This window comes from Burkholderia sp. USMB20 (assembly GCF_000949135.2).
Classification (GTDB): Bacteria; Pseudomonadota; Gammaproteobacteria; order Burkholderiales; family Burkholderiaceae; genus Burkholderia.
On the sequence record NZ_JTAN02000017.1, the window covers coordinates 370,733 to 387,258 of the forward strand.

At 61.7% G+C, this 16,526-nt stretch carries 12 protein-coding genes; 7 read left to right on the forward strand and 5 right to left on the reverse strand.

Translation table 11 applies throughout. The features are described from left to right. Positions 1-633 precede the first annotated feature (633 nt). Entirely contained in the window at positions 634-1,239 is a 606-nt protein-coding gene (locus PL79_RS21925) for a TetR/AcrR family transcriptional regulator (protein WP_052664744.1), read from the reverse strand. 87 nt (positions 1,240-1,326) lie between these two features. Beyond that, a complete protein-coding gene (locus PL79_RS21930) occupies positions 1,327-2,787 on the reverse strand; it encodes an efflux transporter outer membrane subunit (protein ID WP_044847007.1) in 1,461 nt (486 codons plus the stop codon). Between the two features lie 78 nt (positions 2,788-2,865). On the opposite strand from PL79_RS21930, the gene PL79_RS21935 reads away from it, so the two are divergent. From PL79_RS21935 to PL79_RS21955, 5 genes are all read left to right on the forward strand, one after another. Beyond that, positions 2,866-3,483, forward strand: a complete 618-nt coding sequence (locus PL79_RS21935) for a TetR/AcrR family transcriptional regulator (RefSeq protein ID WP_044847006.1) — start codon at positions 2,866-2,868, stop codon at positions 3,481-3,483. A 71-nt stretch (positions 3,484-3,554) separates the two neighbouring features. Then, positions 3,555-4,670 (forward strand): efflux RND transporter periplasmic adaptor subunit, encoded by a 1,116-nt coding sequence (locus PL79_RS21940; RefSeq protein WP_044847005.1) that lies wholly within the window; start codon positions 3,555-3,557, stop codon positions 4,668-4,670. After that, a complete protein-coding gene (locus PL79_RS21945) occupies positions 4,667-7,807 on the forward strand; it encodes an efflux RND transporter permease subunit (RefSeq protein ID WP_044847004.1) in 3,141 nt (1,046 codons plus the stop codon). The genes PL79_RS21940 and PL79_RS21945 overlap by 4 nt, the downstream gene beginning before the upstream one ends. A gap of 35 nt (positions 7,808-7,842) precedes the next feature. Next, complete coding sequence (locus PL79_RS21950) at positions 7,843-8,649, forward strand: oxidoreductase (protein ID WP_044847003.1); 807 nt, start codon at positions 7,843-7,845, stop codon at positions 8,647-8,649. A 138-nt stretch (positions 8,650-8,787) separates the two neighbouring features. Further along, positions 8,788-9,177, forward strand: a complete 390-nt coding sequence (locus PL79_RS21955) for a limonene-1,2-epoxide hydrolase family protein (RefSeq protein WP_044847002.1) — start codon at positions 8,788-8,790, stop codon at positions 9,175-9,177. 102 nt (positions 9,178-9,279) lie between these two features. Here PL79_RS21955 and PL79_RS21960 read toward each other — a convergent pair whose 3' ends face one another. Both PL79_RS21960 and PL79_RS21970 read right to left on the reverse strand, forming a co-directional pair. Next, entirely contained in the window at positions 9,280-10,821 is a 1,542-nt protein-coding gene (locus tag PL79_RS21960; RefSeq protein ID WP_235879309.1) for a tannase/feruloyl esterase family alpha/beta hydrolase, read from the reverse strand. Positions 10,822-11,599: 778 nt separating this feature from the next. Next, positions 11,600-13,255, reverse strand: a complete 1,656-nt coding sequence (locus tag PL79_RS21970) for an AMP-binding protein (RefSeq protein ID WP_044847000.1) — start codon at positions 13,253-13,255, stop codon at positions 11,600-11,602. A gap of 235 nt (positions 13,256-13,490) precedes the next feature. Here PL79_RS21970 and PL79_RS21975 point away from each other — a divergent pair, with 235 nt between their 5' ends. Further along, positions 13,491-14,213: a nitroreductase gene (locus tag PL79_RS21975; RefSeq protein ID WP_044846999.1), complete on the forward strand. Its 723-nt coding sequence runs from the start codon at positions 13,491-13,493 to the stop codon at positions 14,211-14,213. Positions 14,214-14,276: 63 nt separating this feature from the next. Next, positions 14,277-15,644 (forward strand): MFS transporter, encoded by a 1,368-nt coding sequence (locus PL79_RS21980; protein WP_044847050.1) that lies wholly within the window; start codon positions 14,277-14,279, stop codon positions 15,642-15,644. Between the two features lie 176 nt (positions 15,645-15,820). Here the strand turns inward: PL79_RS21980 and PL79_RS21985 are convergent, their stop codons facing one another. Then, the gene (locus PL79_RS21985; protein ID WP_235879310.1) at positions 15,821-16,501 is read right to left on the reverse strand and encodes a TetR/AcrR family transcriptional regulator; all 681 of its coding nucleotides are present in this window, start codon (positions 16,499-16,501) and stop codon (positions 15,821-15,823) included. Between the last annotated feature and the right edge of the window lie 25 nt (positions 16,502-16,526).

Consider the following 16,526-nt stretch of genomic DNA (forward strand, 5'->3'; position numbering starts at 1 on the left):
TGCGCATAGAGGCTGACGGCCGCTTCGAGCGCACGTGTTTTCCTGGGAAAGGTGGCCACCCGAAACATCTTTTCCGCCCTCAAGCCCCACCCGTCCGCGTCATGCGTTGAAAATCTGGCGCACCATTGGGTTTGACGATAGAGCAGTTCAAACTGCTACGTCGCGTAGCGTTTACCTGTTTCGCAGCAGACCGAGTAGATGAAGTTCAGCCGGTGGCGGTCCAGCATGCCACGGGTTGAGGAGCGGAGGCTTCCCTCAGGAGGGAGTATCCAAAATCCGACGCGGGACATTGCCATGACCATAAACGCTTATCAACCGGCTTCGGGTATACCCCGGTGGATCCCGCACGCTGACACCGCTCCATTCTTCGTAGGCGTGCCGATCAATACTGCCGACCACATCGCGATCATTCACGTTCTGTTGCATCAATCGTGAAAGAAAGCGCGAGAACGCTGTCTATGGTTTGCCAGTGTTCTCGTCAGATGAAGGTGATGCGATTGAGGCCGCGCGATCAGATGCCAAAAGGCGCAGGCCTCGTCGGAAAACGAGGAAACTATTGAGCCGGTGCGGCTCCTCCGGCGCATGACGCAGAGGAAGTCCGTTGCATGCGGTCGATGTGTCGACGAAGCCTGTTCAGTCAAGGCCATCGGCAATGGCGCTCCCAAAAACGGCGCCTAAAATTGCTTCGACGAAAGGATTCTGCATTTCGTCGACCGTCGGCAGACTAAAGTACGGCAGGACATCCATGACTGCAGCCACGATAAGCGCGCGATCGGCCGCCGAAATCGCCACTCTTGTGTTACAAGAATCATACAGTCGATCGACGAAGCGCACGATTATGTCGTGTCTTTCAACGCACATAGTGTTCACACGCCGCCGGAGTTGCGCATCGCGAATCGCCTGCAGGCGTGCCTCGGCCCAAACGATGTAGTCGACATTGTTCGGATAGAGGCACGCATGTAGAAGCGCGAATTGCTGTCGAATAGATCCGGAAGGCACCGCGGCATCCTGCAGTAGCGTCTGCAGGTTTTCCTGGATCTCGCGATGCTTGACATGAAGCAATTCGACAAATAGCTCGCGCTTGCTGCTGAAGTTCGAGTAGAACGCGCCGCGGGTGTAGCCGACCCGCGCGACGATATCCTCCACGCTCGTCGCCATCAGCCCCTGCTCGGCTATACACAACGCCGCTGCGTCAAGGAGATGCTGACGGGTCCGTTCGCGGCTTTCTGTTCGGGTCATTCGTTTTGGTCGCATGCAGCAAAGAACTCGTCTCCGCAAAGAACACGGTTCAACAGGGTCACGATGACAACTGGGTGCGTACGGTCGCTATCGAACGGCGACCGCTTCGGACACGCCAAGTTGCCAGCCACCGCCAAGCGCCTTGAATGCGGCCACCGCCGCGCGTGCGGATTCGGTTTGCGCCTGCACGCGTTGGTCGGACGCGCGCAGCAGGCTTTCGTCGGCCTGCAACACTTCGATCAGGCTGACCACCCCTTTCTCGTACGCCGCGAACGACGCGGCACGCGCGCGGCCCAGCGAAACAACGCCGTCGGCGAGCACGGCCGCCTGTTCGTCGCGTTTGACGAGCGCCGAGAACGCGTTTTCGACGTCCTCGGTCGCGTGCAGCACCGCGAGCCGGTACGCGGCCAGCATCTCGGCATCCTGCCCTTTCGCCTGCGCGATCTGCGCATTGATCCGGCCGAAGTCGAACAGGCGCCAACGCAGGCCGAGCACACCGGCAGCCTGGTTCGCGCCGCCAGCAAACAGGTTGCCCGCGCCCATCGTCGTCGCGCTGCCGAGCAATCCGCTCAGCGAGAACTTCGGGTAATACTCGGCGATGGCCACGCCGATGCGCGCGTTCGACGCCGCAACACGCCGCTCGGCGACGATCAGGTCGGGCCGGCGCCGGAGCAGTTCGCCCGGGGTGCCGGTCGCCGCGATCCGGGGCGCAACCGGCACGTCGCCACCGGCGACCAATTCCGTGCGATGCGTGCCCGGCTGCGAGCCGAGCATCACGTCGAGCGCATTCATCGCCGCTTCCAGCGCCGCTTCGAGCACCGGCACCGTGGCGCGAACCTGCGCGAGCGCGCCTTCGGCCTGCCTGACCTGCAGCTCCGCCGCCAACCCCTTTCCATACTGCAGATTGAGGGTCGACAGCAGATCCTGCTCGGTTCGCACCTGGTCCCGCGCGACCTTTAGCCGACCCTGCAGCCCGCGAATCGTGATGTAGGTATCCGCGGTTTGCGCAGCCACGGCGAGCCGCGTCGCAACCGCCGCCGCTTCTGATGCCTGATAGTCGGCAAGCGCCGCTTCGCGGCCACGGCGCAAGCCGCCGAACACATCCAGTTCCCAGCTCGCATTGAAGTCGGCCTCGTAGTCGTTGCCGTGACGATCAAAACCGGGTGTCGAATTCAACACACGTCCCAACGGCGTTTCGACCGACTGGTAGATCCGCGCCGCTTGGCCGCTCACGTTGCCCGACGGCAGCAGCGCTGCATTCGCCGCACCGAGCCCCGCGCGCGCTTGCGCGACGCGCGCCGCGGCCTGCGCGAGATCAAGGTTCTGCGCGAGCGCCAGCGTGATGTATTGCATCAGCCGCGGATCGCCGAAGCCGGTCCACCACGTCGCGAGGTCGGCTTCGGCCACGGCGTGGCGCTGGTCCATGGCACGCTGGCCCTGGAACTGCTGTGGCATCGCCACGTCCGGCCGCACATAGTCGGGACCGACGGCACACCCCGCCGACAGGGTGGCAGCAACAACCGCAGTAAGGAGAGGTTTCAGTAGCATATGAGTTTCCACGGAACACGATTTGTGACTATAATATCAAATAGTCACTAGTTGTCCACCCTCTGCCACTTGCAATCCATGAAAAAAACCGCCCTGTCCCAGATTCCGGCGCGCGGGCCGGCCGACCACGACGTACGAGATCAGATCGTTGCGGCAGCCACCGAGCACTTCAGCCTCTACGGCTACGAAAAGACGACCGTATCCGACCTCGCGAAGGCCATTGGCTTTTCGAAGGCCTATATCTACAAGTTCTTCGAATCGAAACAGGCGATCGGCGAAATGATCTGCGCGAACTGCCTATACGCAATCGAAACCGAGGTTCAGACGGCCATGGCCGAGGCGGAATTGCCACCGGAAAAGCTGCGGCGGATGTTCAAGGTCTTCACCGAAGCGAGCCTGCGACTGTTCTTCCGCGACCGCAAGCTCTATGACATCGCCGCGTCGGCCGCCACCGGCAACTGGCAGTCGGTGCAGGCGTACGAGGCGCGCGTGCAGAAGCTGCTGCAGGACGTGCTACAGGAAGGCCGACAAAGCGGCGAGTTCGAGCGCAAGACACCGCTGGACGAAACCGCGACGGCGATCTACCTGGTGATGCGGCCGTACCTGAATCCGCTGCTGCTGCAGTACAACCTCGATACGACCGATGCCGCGCCCGCCCAGCTGTCGAGTCTGGTGCTGCGTAGTTTGTCCCCATGAATGTGACTGTTGACGAATCTAGTCACTTGCATCAGAATGAAAGTCCCGGTCATTTCATCAATGGGACTCTCATGTTTCGGCGTCGCCTCGCTCTCTCCGCAGTCGCTTCCGTACTGCCAATTGCGCTAGTCGCTTGCAGCGGCAAAGCGCCGTCCGATCCACGCACGGAGGCGCCGCTCGTGCGTATCGCTGTCGTGCAGGCGGCAGCTCCCGCGTCCCGCACGTTTACCGGCACCGTCGCCGCGCGCGTACAGAGCGACCTCGGGTTTCGTGTGTCCGGCAAGGTGATGGAGCGGCTCGTCGATACCGGACAAACCGTCCGGCGCGGCCAGCCGCTGATGCGGATCGATCCCGTCGACCTGAAGCTCGCGGCGCGCGCACGCGACGAGGCCGTGGTCGCCGCACGCGCTCGCGCGCGGCAGACCGCCGAGGACGAAACGCGCTACCGCGACCTGCGCGGCACCGGCGCGATATCGGCATCGGCCTACGACCAGGTCAAGGCGGCGGCCGATGCCGCGAAGGCGCAGCTCAGCGCAGCCGAAGCCGACGCGAATGTCGCGCGCAATGCAACCGGCTATGCGGAACTCGTCGCGGACGGCGACGGCGTGGTCATGGAAACGCTGGCCGAACCGGGCCAGGTCGTCAGCGCCGGACAGCCCGTGGTGCGCCTCGCGCACGCCGGCAGCCGGGAGGCTGTGATCCAGCTGCCGGAAACCCTGCGCCCGACCATTGGCTCGGTCGCGCAGGCCGCACTGTTCAGCAGGCAGGGCGTGAGCGTTGCCGCGACACTACGTCAGCTTTCCGATACGGCAGACGCCCGTACCCGCACCTTCGAAGCGCGTTATGTGCTGCAGGGTGCGTTGGCCGATGCACCGCTCGGTGCAACCGTCACGATCGAGATACCCGACGCGCGCGCGGCAGTGCAAAACGGCTTGCAGGTGCCAATCGGCGCGCTGCTGGACACCGGCAAGGGGCCCGGCGTATGGATCGTCAGCGGCGAACCCGCCAAAGTCGCGTGGCGGCCGGTAACGGTCGAGCATCTGAACGACGAAAGCGCGCGCGTGTCCGGCGCACTCAAGCCGGGCGACCGGGTCGTTGCGCTCGGTGCGCAACTGCTGCGCGACGGCGAAGCGGTCCGCGTGTCTGCGCCGGCCCTCGCGGTCGCGCGCGAAGGAGCACGGCCGTGAGCGAAGGTCGATTCAATCTGTCAGCGCTTGCTGTACGCGAGCGCGCCATCACCCTGTTCCTGATCTGCCTGATCTCGCTGGCCGGGCTCCTTTCGTTCTTCAAGCTGGGCCGCGCCGAAGACCCAGCATTCACGATCAAGGTGATGACCATCATCACCGCGTGGCCGGGCGCCACCGCTCAGGAAATGCACGATCAGGTAACCGAAAAGATCGAAAAGCGCATGCAGGAGCTGCGCTGGTACGACCGCACCGAGACCTATACGCGCCCCGGCCTGGCCTTCACGACGCTGACGCTGCTCGACAGCACGCCGCCGTCGGAAGTGCAGGAGCAGTTCTATCAGGCGCGAAAAAAAATCGGCGACGAGGCCGCCAACCTACCGGCAGGCGTGATCGGGCCGATGGTCAATGACGAATATGCCGACGTCACCTTCGCACTGTTCGCGTTGAAGGCCAAGGGCGAACCGCAGCGCCTGCTGGTTCGCGATGCCGAAATGCTGCGTCAGCGGCTGCTGCATGTGCCTGGGGTGAAGAAGGTCAACATCATCGGCGAGCAGGCCGAGCGCATCTACGTGCAACTGTCGCACGATCGGCTCGCCACGCTCGGCGTCAGTCCGCAGGACGTATTCGCCGCGCTCAACGGACAAAATGCGCTAACGCCGGCCGGTTCCGTTGAGACGCGCGGGCCGGAGATCTTCATTCGTCTGGACGGCGCATTCGACAAGTTGCAGAAGATCCGCGACACGCCGATCGTTTCGCAGGGCCGAACCCTGAAACTGTCGGACATCGCCACCGTCGAGCGCGGCTATGAAGATCCAGCGACGTTCATGATCCGCAGCAACGGCGAACCCGCGCTGCTGCTCGGCATCGTGATGCGCGACGGCTGGAACGGACTCGATCTCGGCCGCGCGCTGGACAGCGAAGTCGGCGCGATCAATCGCGAGTTGCCGCTGGGCATGAGTCTGACCAAGGTCACCGACCAGGCCGTGAACATCAGTTCGGCAGTCGACGAGTTCATGGTCAAGTTCTTCGCCGCACTGCTCGTGGTGATGCTGGTGAGCTTCGTCAGCATGGGCTGGCGCGTGGGCCTCGTCGTTGCCGCGGCCGTCCCGCTGACGCTGGCGGTGGTGTTCGTCGTGATGGCCGCGACCGGCAAGAATTTCGACCGCATCACACTCGGCTCGCTGATCCTCGCGCTCGGTCTGCTCGTCGACGACGCGATCATCGCGATCGAGATGATGGTTGTGAAGATGGAGGAAGGCTACGGCCGCGTGGCCGCCTCCGCGTATGCGTGGAGCCATACTGCCGCGCCGATGCTGGCGGGCACGCTGGTGACGGCTGTCGGCTTCATGCCGAACGGCTTCGCGCGCTCCACCGCGGGCGAATACACCAGCAACATGTTCTGGATCGTCGGTATCGCGCTGGTCGCGTCGTGGGTCGTCGCGGTGGTCTTCACGCCCTACCTCGGCGTGAAGATGCTGCCGGACTTCAAGAAGTTCGAAGGCGGTCACGACGCGATCTACGACACGCCGCGCTACAACCGCTTCCGCCAGCTGCTGACGCGCGTGATCGCGCGCAAATGGCTGGTCGCCGGGTCGGTCGTCGGCCTGTTCGTGCTCGCCATTCTTGGCATGGCAATCGTCAAGAAGCAGTTTTTCCCGATCTCCGATCGTCCCGAGGTCCTTGTCGAAGTGCAGATGCCCTACGGCACGTCGATCTCCCAAACCAGCGCCGCTACGGAAAAGGTGGAGGCATGGCTGGCTAAACAGAAGGAAGCGAGGGTCGTCACCGCCTACGTCGGGCAAGGCGCGCCGCGCTTTTTCCTCGCGATGGGACCTGAACTGCCCGATCCGTCGTTCGCGAAAATCGTGATCCGCACTGACAGTCAGGAGGAACGTGATGCATTGAAGGCGCGACTGCGACGGGCCGTCGCCGACGGTCTCGCGCCCGAGGCGCGCGTGCGTGTCACTCAACTCGTGTTCGGCCCGTATTCACCGTTTCCGGTGGCCTACCGGATCACCGGGCCGGATCCCGACAGGCTGCGCGACATCGCGGCCGAGGTTCAGCGCGTGATGGTGAGCAGCCCGATGATGCGCACGGTCAATGCCGACTGGGGCACACGCGTGCCGACGCTACACTTCACATTGCAACAGGACCGTCTGCAGGCGGTAGGGTTGACGTCCAGCGCGGTTGCGCAACAACTGCAGTTCCTGCTCACCGGCGTGCCCATCACCGCCGTGCGCGAGGACATTCGGACCGTGCAGGTCATCGCGCGCTCGGCCGGCGATGCGCGCCTCGACCCGGCGCGGCTCGGCGACTTCACGCTGGCCGGCGCCAACGGACAGCGCATTCCGCTGTCGCAAGTCGGTAAGGTCGACGTGCGCATGGAGGAGCCGGTCATGCGCTGGCGCGATCGCGTGTCGACGATCACGGTGCGCGGCGACATCGCCGACGGTTTGCAGCCGCCGGACGTCTCGAATGCGATTACGAAGCAGCTCCAGCCCATCATGGCGAAGCTCCCCAGCGGCTACCGAATCGAGGAAGCCGGCTCCATCGAGGAATCGGGCAAGGCGACGAAAGCGATGTTGCCGCTGTTCCCGATCATGCTGGCGGTCACGCTGATCATTATCATCTTTCAGGTCCGCTCGATCTCCGCGATGGTGATGGTGTTCCTGACGAGTCCGCTCGGCCTCATCGGCGTCGTCCCGACTTTGATTCTTTTCGGGCAGCCGTTCGGCATCAATGCGCTGGTCGGCCTCATCGCGCTGTCGGGGATCCTGATGCGCAACACGCTGATCCTGATCGGGCAGATCCATCAGAACGAGCAGGCCGGTCTCGATCCGTTCCATGCGGTCGTCGAAGCGACCGTGCAGCGTGCGCGCCCGGTGATCCTGACAGCCATGGCGGCGATTCTCGCGTTCATTCCGCTGACCCATTCGGTGTTCTGGGGCACCCTCGCCTATACCCTGATCGGCGGCACGTTCGCCGGAACGGTGTTGACGTTGGTATTCCTGCCGGCCATGTATTCGATCTGGTTCAAGATTCGACCCGATCGCACCGCAGGTGTGCGCCAGCACCGAAATGAGCCGGCAGCACTTGCCGAAGCGACGCGGCAGCACGCAGTCGGCGCGCGCGATTGAAACATCACTCAGCCTCTATACAAACCGGAACAACCATGTCGAGATCTACCGTTGTCATCGTGACCGGCGTGTCGTCGGGTATCGGACGCGCCACTGCAGAGAAGTTCGCCAAGCGCGGGTGCCGGGTGTTCGGTACTGTGCGCAGTATTGCCAAAACGGCACCGTTGGCCGGTGTCGAACTGGTCGAGATAGACGTTCGCGACGACGATTCCATTCAATCTGGTATCCGCACCATCGTTGATCGAGCCGGCCGAATCGACGTGCTCGTCAACAATGCGGGCACGAGCCTGATCGGCGCGGTGGAGGAAACGTCGGTGTCCGAAGCCGCGGCATTGTTCGACACCAATGTGTTCAGCATCCTGCGCACGGTGCAGGCTGTGTTGCCGCACATGCGGGCACAACGTAGCGGACGGATCGTCAATGTCAGCTCGGTGCTCGGTTTTTTGCCAGCACCATACATGGGACTCTATGCCGCATCCAAGCATGCGGTTGAGGGTTTGACCGAAACACTGGATCACGAGGTGCGCCAGTTCGGCATTCGCGCAACATTGGTCGAACCGTCCTTTACACGGACCAACCTGGACGTCAATGCGCCGCAGACTGGCGGCAGGATCACCGATTACGACCGCGAGCGCGAGCTCGCATCTCGCGCCGTCGTCAATAGCGTCCAAGCCGCTCCGCAACCTGATGGCGTGGGCGCCACCATCGTCGACGCGGCGCTCGGCGCGTGGCGCATGCGGCATACGCCGGCCGGCGAGGCATCGCTTTTACGCAAACTGCGGCGCTTCATGCCAGCGGGCCCCGTCGATTCGAGCCTGCGGAAAAAATTCCGGCTCGCTTAACGCCAAGCATTCCGGAATGCAACTCCAATATGTATTGCAATCCAAATTATCTGCAGACCATTTTTCGTTCAATGACTACGGCGCCGTAGCCTATGCTTCGGCTCTTTTAACCACTTTTAACCGCCCAATGGACTAACGATGACCCAAACCCCCATTGAAATCGCCGAAACCTTCTTTGAACATTGGACCGCCGACCGTATGGAAGACGGCTTGGCCATGCTGACCGAAGACGTGCTTTACGATAACGTCCCGTTCCCGACCATTATCGGTCGCGACGGCGTGCGTCAATTCCATGTGGATTTCGGATTCGGCAAGGATTTCAGAGCCGAGTTCGAGGTAGTCAATATTGCGGCGGCCGGCAACGTCGTGCTTAGCGAACGCGTTGATACCTTCTTTCACACCAGCGGTGGCGCGATCGTGCTGCCCGTCATGGGAACGCTCACGATCGAAGACGGCATGATCACCGTGTGGCGCGACTATTTCGATCCGACCGATTTCGATCGGCAGCTTGCCTCGATCAAGCGCTAAGTCCCGCATTCACGACATCGAGCGTCGATATCCAGGATCAAGGTCGAGCCTCTCGGCTCGACCCATGATTGGACAGGACCTAACGTTCCTGACGCGACACGTTCATGGCGAAGTACACGTATAGTTCGTATCCAGCATCGCGGCCTTTGCGTCATTGGCGGGCCCGGTGTAGCGCGGGTACTGCGGATACTGGCACAAGGGTCGCGTAAACGCCACGCTGCCGTCCGTGTTCAACTTCGATGCAACGAGGTTCCCGGGTGCCTTGCCCTTCGTCACCCACTGATCCAATGCAGCTACCAGGTTTGCGGAGTCCGCACCCGGGCCGCCCGAGCAGTGATTAACGCCTGGAGCCTGGTAGTAGCGAGCGAACGCGCTGACGGCCGATGCGCCCATCGTAGCTTGCAGCTTCTGATAATACGCTGTTGTTGCACGGTGACTCAAAGCCATGTCTGCAGTGCCGTGCCAAAGGAGCAGCTTCCCGCCATGGCTGACGAACGGACTCAAGTCGGCATTCGTCGCGCTATTGAGCGCAGCCATGGTGAACAGTGCTGCCGGGTTCGAATTCCAGTCGTATGCAAGTGAATTCGCGTTGGCGTCATTGGTCAGATACGACTTCACCGTCGCATCCTGAAGAAGGGACTGGAGCGAACCGCTACCGTTGCCCGTGGGGCCGGTGAACCACTGCGACCATCCGCCCGGGTCGTCTTCATTGCCCGTCAGCGCCCAGCCAGGATAGGTATACGTGCCGTTGGCGAAACTAGATGTACTCGTCCAGGTGTTGGCCGCGGCAATCTGCGCGTCCGACAAGCATGAATCACCGGCGTCGGTCCCGCTTGGGCAGCGAAGGACTGAAGGGTCGAAATTGCATGCAGATTGATTGGAAACCACCCCGTCTACGATCCCATCTGCCGCATCACATTTGTCGCGAATGGCTTTCGCCAGCAGGGAAATCTTCCCTGTCGTGAATGCCGCCCCTGGTGCCGCGACCGCCTTCGCATTGCGGTTGAACGCCCCCATGAATGCCGGCCAATCGTATGCCGGTGCGCGGACGATCACGCCGTCGAAAAGATCAGGATTTCGCTGGATAGCCATCAATCCCTCACGCCCACCGTTGGAACACCCTTCGTAATAGGACTGGTCCGGCGCTTTGCCATAGATCAGATGCAGCATGTCTTTCGCAGCGGCCGCAGCCGTCGGAACGGAACCTGAGCCGAACATGGATGCCAAAAATGGATCCGAAGCGAACGAAGCATCCACCGCAGAGGTACCGATGTGGCCACCGTTGCTTTGAACAATCGCGTACCCGGCTTTCAAGACTTCCGGCCCGCTCCACAGGTAGTTCTGAATCGAACCATCGTAACCGCCACCACCCGCATACAGCAGCTTCCCGTTCCAGTTGTCAGGAAGTTGCACCTGCATCTCGAGTTGAGGCGAGATCAGCGCCGATACCTTGCAGTATGCCGGATCAGCACCTGTCGCCGCCACCATCGATGCATCGGTTACCGATGCGCCGCCAGCAGACTTTCCCTTCACCACGTCGCAAGCCTGTTGTGCTGTCAGCGATACCGGCGTCGCAGGAGCGTCGTCACTTCCACCACAACCCGATATCCCCATCGATGCAATGGCGGCCAGCGTGATTGCCACCACCGGACTTCCTGGCTTCGTTCTCACCTTTGTCTCCTCCTAATTGGAATGGCATCGCGTCACGGTCGAGGACGCAATGACATGCTGCCTGCCTCGTGCGTGCGCATTTGTCTCGCGAGTGACATTCAAACGCGGCGCATGCCGTTTTCGGGGAAACACCTAACAGAAAATGGGCCGATGTGTCGCACGCCATGTTGTCGCGTCATGCGCGTTGCATGCCACTTAGGCCCGGCCGGCTCATCTGGCAGCGCGGGAAACAAGCACGGAGCCTGTCGCGCGCACGCACGATTGCCCTGCCGCATTCTTGATGGAGCCGTCGAGGTCCAGCAAGCGGCCGTTGCGGTGCGGCCGAATTGCCGATACTTCCCACGCGAGATCGATTCGCTCCTCCGGAAAGACCGGCAGCAATAATTCGAACTACAAGCGCACGCCAACCACCTCTCCCCTTCGGGCAAAGTGCGACGCCGCGAGTCCCATCAGCAACGCGACGGTATAGGTGGCGCTCGCAATCGGTCTTCAAAAACGTGTGGTGGCCGCGTAAGCCGCGTGGTGGTGCAGGGGGTTGTCGTCTCCGGAGGCGAGCGCAAACGCTCGAGCCTCGCTGGCGTTACAGGCGTGGCTGCGCGAAAACCTGTACCCGATTTCAATCGCCGAGGTGTCGATTCTCATGGGCGTGGGTCAAAGTCGAAGAATGGTGTCGAACATGTTCGCTGCAACCTCCGCAGAGGAAGCAGCCGTCCTCGATGCCGCCCGCTGCAGCAATGCACGCTGTCGTGGACTACACGCCCGATAAGGCCGTAATGGCTTCCCGGCTTCCGACCAACTCCCGAAGCCGGAATTTCTGGATCTTTCCCGTTCCGGTCTTGGGCAGTACCCCGTAGACAACGCGAAGGGGACATTTGTAATGGGCAAGCCGTTCGCGGCAAAAGCGGATGAGTTCGGCCTCGTCCGGAACCGAGGCGCCTGGCTTCAACTCGATGAAGGCGCACGGCGATTCACCCCATTTGGCATCGGGCTGAGCGACTACAGCCGCGATCAGAACTGCCGGATGCCGATGAAGAACATCTTCGACCTCGACCGAAGAAATGTTCTCTCCACCCGAGATAATGACGTCTTTGGAGCGGTCGGTGATCTGTATATAGCCATCCGGATGCACCACCGCGACGTCGCCCGTATGGAACCACCCGTCGCTGAACGCAGCCGCCGTAGCGGCCTCATTCTTGAGGTATCCCTTCATCACGACATTGCCGCGAATCAGCAGTTCGCCTTGCGTCTTGCCGTCCCAAGGCACGGGCACACCGCTACCCTGATCCGCGACCCGGAGCTCCTCCAGGCCCGCCGCCCGACTTCCCTGTCTCGCCATGAGACGCGCCTTGTCGTCCGACGACAGGCCGCTCCAGGCTGGCTCGACGAAGCAACTCACGGGCGTACCCGATGCTTCGGTGATGCCGTAGACGTGCTCAACTTCAAAGCCCATCTCCGACACCGCCTTCAGTACGGCAGCCGGTGGAGGCGAACCGGCCGTTCGCACTCGAACCGTTTGCGACATCGGTACGCGCTCCGATTCGGACGAACTGGCCAACGATGCGAGCACGATGGGTGCCGCGCAGAAGTGGTCGACACGGTGCTGCCGAATGGCCTCGAAGATGTTCGAGGCTGTCAATTTTCGCAGGCAAACATGCGTGCCCGCCGCCGCCGTGACGGCCCATGCGAAGCACCACCCGTTCGCGTGAAACAACGGAAGCGTCCAGAGGTATACCGGGCGACGCGGCATGCCCCAATCCGTCAGTTGAAGCATGCTCATCAGATACGTGCCGCGGTGGCTCGGGACCACACCCTTGGGGTCGGAAGTCGTACCGGATGTGTAGTTCAGGGCGATTGCATCCCACTCGTCCGATGGCCAGACGCCGGAAAAATCGGGATCGCCTTCGGCCAGGAACGCCTCGTACTCGATTTCCCCTATCCGATCTCCCCACGTCGCCTCGATATCGGCAATATCAATGATCAGCGGTTTGTTCTCGAGCTGTTCAAGCGCACTTGCCGCTAACGAAGAAAACTCGCGGTCCACCAGCAGGACCTTGCATTCGCCATGACGCAGGATGAACCGGACGCCATCTGCATCCAGCCTGCAGTTGATCGCGTTGAGAACGGCCCCGGACAACGGCACCCCGTGATGCGCTTCGACCATGGCCGGCGTGTTCGGCGCAAGGATGGATACCGTGTCTCCACGCGTGATCCCGCGCTTGACCAGCGCGCTGGCAAGACGACGACATCGCGCCCCCGTCTCTCGCCACGACTGAGTCGATTCTCCATGAATTATGGCAGTGTGATCGGGATACTGGTCCGCGCATCTGTCGAGAAAGTGAAGCGGTGTGAGCGGTACGTGATTGGCCTGCGTGCGATCCAGCCCTTTTCCATAGATTTTTTCGCTCATGTCTCCTCATCCGTCTATGAATGCTCGTCCCTGGACGTATCCGTCCTTGATCTGCTACAGCAGTCTAGAGAAGGTTCGGCGCTCGAATTGTCCCCGCCGAGACATTCCCGCCGACCATGCGGATTTCACCGAAGCAAGACGCCGATTGTCTTGTGCAAGACATTAGCGTCCCGCTTAGATGGCTACTCTGGCCGAGTGGAAGTGCAGTTCGCACGATTCGATCCCGAGGTCGTAGATGGAACGAGTTGCAGCACCGCCGGAGGAACTCTCGTCGATCCGATCGGCCGTTGAATGGGCAATCGCGACGCGACGCAGCGTAAGAGCCTATCTGCCAACGCCAGTGCCCGAGGAAACCATCAAGGCAATTCTTGACGTGGCACGCTATGCGGCGACCGGCGTGAACATTCAACCGTGGAAAGTCCACGTCGTCACCGGAGCGGCGCGAGACCGCGTATGCAATGCGATCAAGAAAGTCGACGCCGATCCGTCGCTGGCAGACATGCATGCCGATGAGTGGAACTACTACCCAAACGAGTGGGTATCCCCGTACATTGACAGACGACGCGCGCTCGGATGGACGCTATATTGGCTGCTCGGCATCCGGAAGGAAGATCAATCGAGGATGCGCGAACAGCACGGGCGCAACTACCAATTCTTCGATGCACCCGTCGGGCTGTTCTTCACCATCGACCGCGTGATGCAGCAGGGCAGCCTGCTCGACTACGGAATGTTCTTGCAGAACATCATGATCGTCGCGCGCACCTACGGCATCAGCACGTGCCCGCAGGCCGCCTTCATGAAGTATCACAAGATCATCGAGAAGGAGCTGGGCCTCGAGTCCGACGAAATGTTCCTGATCGGAATGAGCGTGGGCTACGCGGACGAAAGCCGTATCGAAAACGCTCTTGTCTCCGACAGAGCGCCTTCGTCCTCGTTCACCGTCTATCACGCCACCTGAGTCCGCCGACAGAGCGGTCCTCGCTTACAGCACCACGATATCCACAAGGAAATGGAGGAGACAATGAGCAGCGAAATCGATGTCCAAAAGGTTGTACAAAGTGCAAGATTCACCCGCTTTCACGGCTTGATCCTGTTCTGGAGTGTCCTTATCCTCGTTCTCGATGGCTACGATCTCGCCGTCGTTGGCGCGGCGCTGCCGTCGATCATGAAAGATATGGGCGTCAACGCGGCAAAGGCCGGCTTCATGGCGAGTTCGGCACTGTTCGGCATGATGTTCGGCGCCATATACCTCGGCACGCTGGCCGACAAGATCGGTCGTCCGGTTTCCATCTGTGCATGCATCGGGTTATTCAGCACATTTACCGCTGCGGCCGGTCTTACACACGATCCCGTCTCATTCAGCATCACGCGGTTTCTGGCGGGCCTTGGAATCGGCGGCGTCCTTCCGATCGTCACCGCGCAGATGGGCGAATTCGCACCGCGAGCCATCCGGGCGCGCCTCGTCACGATCGTGTTTGCCGGCTATTCGATCGGCGGGATTCTTGTCGCGCTAACGGGCAAGCAGATGATCGAATCCAATGGCTGGCAATCGGTCTTCTTTCTCGCGGGAACACCGGTGTTGCTCATCCCCTTCATCGTGATGACGATGCCCGAATCCCTCGCGTTCCTGGTACGGAAAAATCGTGCCGTGAAAATTGAAGCGATTATCCGGAAGATCGCGCTGGACGTGCGGCTTCAACCTGGCGACCGTTTCGTCATGCCGCAGCAGGCAATGAGCAGCACACCCGTGGCGAGCCTGTTCCGCGATGGCCGAGGATTCAGCACGGTCATGATCTGGATTGCGTTCTTCATGGGTCTCTTCATGGTGTACGCGCTGAGCTCCTGGCTGACGAAACTCATGGCAATGTCGGGCTACAGCCTCGGGTCGGCATTGACGTTCGTACTCGTCTTCAACGTCGGAGCGGTCGTAGGCGCGATCGGCGGAGGGTGGCTTGGCGACAAGTACAACATCAAGTACGTGCTGGTGGCATTCTATGCCGCGGGAGCCGTCTCGCTAGCGTTGATGGGATACACCAGGTCCACCGAACTGCTGTTCCTGATCGTGTTCGTGGTCGGCGGCTCGACGCTCGGCACCCAGCTCCTGGCGTACGCGTATGCCGGGGAGTTTTACCCTGCGGTGATCCGGTCGACGGGCGTCGGGTTCGCGTCCGGTGTCGGTCGCCTTGGCGCGATTGCCGCGCCCGTGCTGATCGGCTTGTTGGTCTCGATGCGCCTGCCTCTCGAACAGAATTTCCTGGCGATCTCGATTGCCGGCGTGCTGGGTACCCTCGCGGTCACGATGATCGACCATCGCCGCAGCGCGGTATCGCGGCACGACATGGACGCGGTCTCCACGCGCGTCGATGCCTCGTCGTCCGCCAGCAGCTAGGCGGCTCATTTCCCGCTGAGCCCGGTCGAAGCAGATTGCGGCTCGCGTTCACGCGCCGACGTTGCAGGATCGCCGGCGCGGGAGGTGCCGCGCGGGCAGCCGAAGCCGGAGTCCGCACCGGGCTCCCAGCGCGAGATGCCGACGCACCGCGCACCACCCTGCAGACGATGTCGCCATCACGCAACCGTTACTGGCAATGCCAGAGAGCCGGACACTCCACGCAAACAAAACGTGATGATAGCCGTCACGTGGGCGCTGGCCTGCTCGGCATCGGGCGCGGCGCTGCCGGTGAGCGGGACGACAAGTCCTTCGAACAGACACCCAACAATGCAGTCCGCCGAAGCCATTGCGTCCTGTGTCGGGAACTCCCCGTTCGCCATCCCCTGCTCGATGATCGTCTTGAATACCCTCGCCAGCGCTCTGTGAAAGGTCAAGCGCATTGCCTCGACATCGGGCTCGACAGGTTCGGCGACCAGTGAATACGCCAGGCGCCGCCCCCGCAACGCGCGGCTGGCGAACGTCCAGACAGCGGCACCGAGACGCTCCGCCGCTGTGCCGTCACGCATGGCGATGCCGGCGACAACATCGACTTCACGCTGTGCCGTCGTCCTGACCACCTCGACCATCAGATCCGTCTTCGATGCGAAATAGCGGTACAGCGTGCCAATCGCGATTCCGGCAACTTGAGCGATTGCAGACATTTGCGCGTCGCGAAACCCCACTTCAGCAACCAGATCGCGTGCAGCCTTCACGATTAACGGATGCTTGTCGGCGCCTCTACAGCGGACGCGAACACGCGCCGGACTAACTGGAATTTCCATTTCATTTACCGTCACATCCGAGGCACGTGCAGGCATCCCGCCGGCCTCCCTGCACCACCAC

Excerpts from the sequence above, each read along its gene's own strand:
- PL79_RS21985 (WP_235879310.1), bottom strand. The coding sequence starts at position 16,501 with ATGCCTGCACGTGCCTCGGATGTGACGGTAAATGAAATGGAAATTCCA.
- PL79_RS21930 (WP_044847007.1), bottom strand. The coding sequence starts at position 2,787 with ATGCTACTGAAACCTCTCCTTACTGCGGTTGTTGCTGCCACCCTGTCG.
- PL79_RS21955 (WP_044847002.1), top strand. The coding sequence starts at position 8,788 with ATGACCCAAACCCCCATTGAAATCGCCGAAACCTTCTTTGAACATTGG.
- PL79_RS21970 (WP_044847000.1), bottom strand. The coding sequence starts at position 13,255 with ATGAGCGAAAAAATCTATGGAAAAGGGCTGGATCGCACGCAGGCCAAT.
- PL79_RS21980 (WP_044847050.1), top strand. The coding sequence starts at position 14,277 with ATGAGCAGCGAAATCGATGTCCAAAAGGTTGTACAAAGTGCAAGATTC.
- PL79_RS21925 (WP_052664744.1), bottom strand. The coding sequence starts at position 1,239 with ATGACCCGAACAGAAAGCCGCGAACGGACCCGTCAGCATCTCCTTGAC.
- PL79_RS21935 (WP_044847006.1), top strand. The coding sequence starts at position 2,866 with ATGAAAAAAACCGCCCTGTCCCAGATTCCGGCGCGCGGGCCGGCCGAC.
- PL79_RS21950 (WP_044847003.1), top strand. The coding sequence starts at position 7,843 with ATGTCGAGATCTACCGTTGTCATCGTGACCGGCGTGTCGTCGGGTATC.
- PL79_RS21975 (WP_044846999.1), top strand. The coding sequence starts at position 13,491 with ATGGAACGAGTTGCAGCACCGCCGGAGGAACTCTCGTCGATCCGATCG.
- PL79_RS21940 (WP_044847005.1), top strand. The coding sequence starts at position 3,555 with ATGTTTCGGCGTCGCCTCGCTCTCTCCGCAGTCGCTTCCGTACTGCCA.